The 4,602-nt window shown below is 58.3% G+C and carries 4 protein-coding genes; 3 read left to right on the top strand and 1 reads right to left on the bottom strand.

The features are described 5' to 3' along the window. The first annotated feature begins 5 nt into the window (after positions 1-5). From ABSG20_RS30395 to ABSG20_RS30385, 3 genes are read left to right on the top strand one after another with little or no spacing between them, the layout of a single operon-like run. Positions 6-848 (top strand): thiamine pyrophosphate-dependent enzyme, encoded by an 843-nt coding sequence (locus ABSG20_RS30395; protein WP_423868156.1) that lies wholly within the window; start codon positions 6-8, stop codon positions 846-848. A gap of 38 nt (positions 849-886) precedes the next feature. Beyond that, positions 887-1,957 carry an alcohol dehydrogenase catalytic domain-containing protein gene (locus tag ABSG20_RS30390; RefSeq protein WP_423868155.1) on the top strand — a complete coding sequence of 357 codons (1,071 nt, stop codon included), beginning with the start codon at positions 887-889 and terminating at the stop codon, positions 1,955-1,957. Further along, positions 1,954-3,162, top strand: coding sequence for an ABC transporter substrate-binding protein (locus ABSG20_RS30385; RefSeq protein WP_423868154.1), 1,209 nt, complete (start codon positions 1,954-1,956; stop codon positions 3,160-3,162). Before ABSG20_RS30390 ends, ABSG20_RS30385 begins: the two co-directional genes overlap by 4 nt. Positions 3,163-3,376: 214 nt before the next feature. Here ABSG20_RS30385 and ABSG20_RS30380 read toward each other — a convergent pair whose 3' ends face one another. Next, complete coding sequence (locus ABSG20_RS30380; protein ID WP_423868153.1) at positions 3,377-4,435, bottom strand: hypothetical protein; 1,059 nt, start codon at positions 4,433-4,435, stop codon at positions 3,377-3,379. Positions 4,436-4,602 lie beyond the last annotated feature (167 nt).

Genomic DNA, 4,602 nt, shown 5'->3' with positions numbered 1-4,602 from the left:
GCTGGATCGAGGGCGGAGAACTCCTGGCTCGCACTCTGCGCGATGCCGGCGTCGACACTGTCTTCGCACTTCATGGCGGACATCTGGAATCCTTTTATCGAGGCTGCCTGAGCAATGAGATACGCCTCGTCGATTTCCGCCATGAGTCATCCGCTGGCCACGCCGCTGACGGCTATGCGCGCGCGACCGGGAAGCTCGGTGTTTGCGTCATCACGGCCGGACCAGGCTTCACGAATGCCACTGCGCTCCGCGCCGCAGGACCTGATGCAGCGATCGTTCTCGATGGTGGCGAAGCCGCAAGCTGGGCCGCCTTCCACCTGCGCGCCGACAAGGCCGGTCACGTCCAAGGCCTCGGCTATCTCGGAGCTCTGGGCACGGGCCCCGGCATGTCCATCGGGGCGCAGATCGTCGATCCGGACAAGCGCGTCATGCAGATCACCGGCGATGGCGCGATGGGATTCCACATCCAGGAATTCGACACGATGGTGCGCCACCGGCTGCCGATCTGTACCGTCGTGCTCAACAACCAGATCTGGGGCATGTCGATCCATGGTCAGCAAATCATGTACGGCGCGAACTACAGCGCCATCAGCAAACTAAGCGGCACGAATTATGCCAGCATTGCAGCCGCGTTCGGGTGCCATGGCGAACGTGTGACGGATTTTGCGGAGATCGAACCCGCGATCGCTCGCGCCTATGCATCAGGAAAGCCCGCCTGCATTGAAATTATGATCGATCCGGACGTGGTGCATCCGGTTACCAATGCCGCACTCGGCACGATCAGCGACGAAAAACGCGAGATCATGATCCCATACTATGAAAATATCCCGATCCGCACGCCGGCTTGAGCCGCGTGCAATCGATCAGTCAGAGAATGGAACCCTTGATGAAGGCGGCGGTATTCGAGAAAACGGGCCAACGCCTTCTCATTCACGACGTCGAGCAGCCGGTGCTTGGTGACAATGAGCTGTTGTTGAAGGTGGCATTCACCGGCATTTGCGGTTCTGACCTGCATGCTGCCGAGACGCCCGGGGCTCTGCCTCCGGGTACCGTCATGGGGCACGAATTCACCGGCGAGATTGTCCAGTCAACCTCGCCGGATTGGCAGATCGGCGAACGTGTCGTCGCCAACCCGCTCTGGGTCTGCGATGTCTGCGCAAGCGGCGGCAAGTGTCATAGCGGGCGCGACCCTGCCTGCGCCAATAGCTGCTTCATGGGATTCAAACCGGAAGTGCCAGGCGCATATGCCGAATTTGTTCGCATCCGTGCTTCCCAGGCGATCCGCCTGCCCGACAACGTCAGCCTGCGCGACGGGGCCCTGATCGAGCCCCTCGCCGTCGCGAGTCACGCCGTCGATGTCTGCGGCCGGGTGAAGGATGACCACGTCCTCGTCATCGGCGGCGGCCCGATCGGACTCGGCGTCCTCCTGATGTCGATCGATGCCGGCGCCGCAACGGTGGTCGTCAGTGAACCGGATGCCGACCGCCGTGCTTGCGCGCTGAAGCTCGGCGCCGCGGCCGCAATCGACCCGACGGTCGAGGATCTGCCCTCGGCGCTGGCCCGCATCGGCATCGGACCACCCGACGTCGTGTTCGAATGTGTCGGCGCCCCCGGCTTTCTTCAGCAGACCATCGACGTCATGGCCGTTCGGGCGCGCGCCGTCATCGTCGGTGTCTGCATGACGGAAGATCGCTGGATGCCACGCGCGGCCATTCGCAAGGAAGCGACGCTCAAATTTGCGCTCGGATACACACCGCACAACTTCGCGTATGTCAGTCGATACCTGTCGCAAAATGCCCGGAAGGCTGCCGCCATGGTGTCGATGGTTGTGTCCCTCGACGCACTTCCGGAGGTGTTCGATCAGCTCCGCAGCCAAAAATCACTCATCAAGGTTCTGATGACGCCTGCCCCGCAGCAGGACCCCATAAACACCATGAAAGGGAGACCGTTCCAATGACGAGCATGGACCGCCGCCGATTTATTGTCGGCACGACCGCGACTGCCATCACTCTAAGCACCATAAAGGCTCAGGCTGCGGACACCCCTGGCATCACGTCAACCGAGATTCGCATTGGCAGCACATCGCCCCAGAGCGGTCCTGTCTCGGCCTACGGTGTTCAGGCACGCTGCCAGGCCGCCTATTTCAAGATGATCAACGATCGTGGCGGCATCGCCGGCCGCAAGATCAACTTCATCTATTATGACGACGCCTTTAATCCAGCCAAGACCGTCGAACAGACCCGCAGGCTCGTCGAAAGCGATGAAGTCGCCATTCTCTTCAGCAGCCTGGGCACCGCCACGAACTCGGCGATCGTCAAATACGTCAATGCAAAAAAGATCCCGCAACTGTTCTTGTCGGTGAACGGCGACAAGTGGAGCGACTACAAGACCCATCCATGGAGCATGGGTTTCGCACCCAGCGCCCGCACTGAAGCGGCAATCTTCGTCAAGCACATGCTTGCTGAGAAGCCTGACGCGAAGTTCGCCGTACTCTATCAGAACGACGACTTCGGCAAGGACTTCGTGCTTGGCGCAAAGGATGCGCTGGGCGAGCGCGAAAGCAGTCAATTGACGACGATGTCCCACGAAACCTCCGATCCGACGATCGACTCGCAAATTCTCCAGATTCGCGCGACCGCACCGGACGCCCTGATTTCTGGCACGACCGCAAAGTTCACCGCACAGGCAATCCGGAAGGTCGCCGAGTCCGGCTGGAAAACCCGCCATTACATCACCGGCGGCTCATCGTCCTACGCGGGAACAATCGGCCCCGCAGGCCCCGAGAATGCCGTTGGAGTGATCTCATCGGCCTACCTCAAGGATGTTGCCGACCCTGCGTGGAAAGACGATGCCGGGATCGCGGACTTTCTAACCTTCATGCGGCAATACTTTCCCGAGGGGAACAAGGACGATTTCTACAATCTCTATGCCTACACGGTCGCTTCGGCACTGGTGAAAGTTCTCGAGCAATGCGGTGACTCATGGACCCGTGAAAACATCATGTCGCAGGCCACGAACCTGAAGAACGTCATCTTGCCGACATTGCTGCCCGGAGTTCTGGTGAATACCAGCCCAACCAACTACCGTCCGCTAACGCAAGTCCAATTGGAGAAGTGGGAAGGGAAGGCCTGGGTTCGCTTTGGCGACGTCCTGCAAGCTTAGTTGATCACACAATCGAACGGCCTTCGTTGACTTTGGTCTCCGCGGAAGCAATCTGCGGAAAGAACAGAGTTGGCCATGGCTCATCTCCAGTGGCCATGATTCGGGGATTGGGAATGTCGAGTGAGACCTCGCCTGTCAAAGTCCGCTTTGCCGCCTCTCCGGTTGGAACGGAAGCTGGCCGCGCAGTGCAACAGACATTTCCCAAGCATCGCAACTATTCTTTTGTCGAAGCTTTTCCAAGTGTAGTTTCGGTGTCGCGAAGAATGCTTGGGACGAGCCGTTCGGAGAAGCCCGCAAGGAAGCTCCAAACAACGAGAAGCGCCAAATCTTTAGTAGGGTAGTAAAGGTTCAGCACGGCAAGGAGGCTCCCCGTTTTTTCAGAAGATTGAAAGCGCTCTATGCCAATGTCCGAGAACGTTGGGAACAAACTGCCCGACATAATGCCTGATTTAAGGAAAAAAAATACAATGACAGCCCCAATCATCCCGACGCATCCTCGTAATATGATGGAGGTGAATTCGCGTGCATCTTTGAGGCCGCCAACTGTCAGCGCGTCCCATTTCGATTGCAGATAGAGCAAACGGCTAAACAAAGCTCCGAAGAGGCCGGCGGTCGCGGCCGTATAGATTGGAAGCCAAGCCCAGGAGGCGATAGGATCCTTTGTTCCATGCCATACGTAAAAATACAGCGTGAGATAGGGCAGCATGAAGAGCAGAAATGCCGCCATCCCGAAGCAAACGATCCTCCTCGTGGCGCTTTTCCTGATTGGTCGAGAATAGAATTTTCTCTGGACCGTCCAGTGAGTCTCTTCCAAGGTTTCAAGCAACAGAGACCTGACGACCATGTCTCCGCCCGGCAGCAGGCTTCCTGGTGTTTTGGGGTCTATAACGAGGGGCGCCATCGCGTTTGTTGAGGCAACTAGGCGCGCGGTCGATCCAACGTTTTCATCCGCCGCTTCGGCAAGACAACGCTTTAGCTCAGCCCATAGGTTTTCCGATGGCTCGACAAGTGCGAACAGTCTTTCCAATCGATTGGCTTCATTCCACGCCGCATCTTCGTTGGCGGAATCCCCGTAGGTAGTTGCAAAACCAGCTGACGCTCTCTTGATCTCCTCAAGAGCGCCTTGCCTCACCGGATCGCTGCCAGACACAATTGTCGGAGACAATCGTCGAAGCCGCACGTCGAGCGCACCGAGGAAGTACGCCAACATGGGATCCAGCTTGCGGGATTCGTTTTTATCGGCGCCCGGGATCAATTGTTTCAGGCTCTTCACGTGTTTTCTCGGAGGATATGGACCCCCTAGCGGGGATGGCAGATCGGATCATAGGCCAGCAATTCTCATTTTGACTTTTGCGATTTTGTTGGGTTTGGCACCTTGTGGACGGGGTTGGCGCGGGGAACGGCGGAGGTCAGGGAGGGCGTGGAGCCGGCTTGAGAAAG

It is taken from the genome of Bradyrhizobium sp. (assembly GCF_049512235.1).
Classification (GTDB): Bacteria; Pseudomonadota; Alphaproteobacteria; order Rhizobiales; family Xanthobacteraceae; genus Bradyrhizobium.
This window is presented reverse-complemented; position numbering and strand designations above follow the sequence as displayed.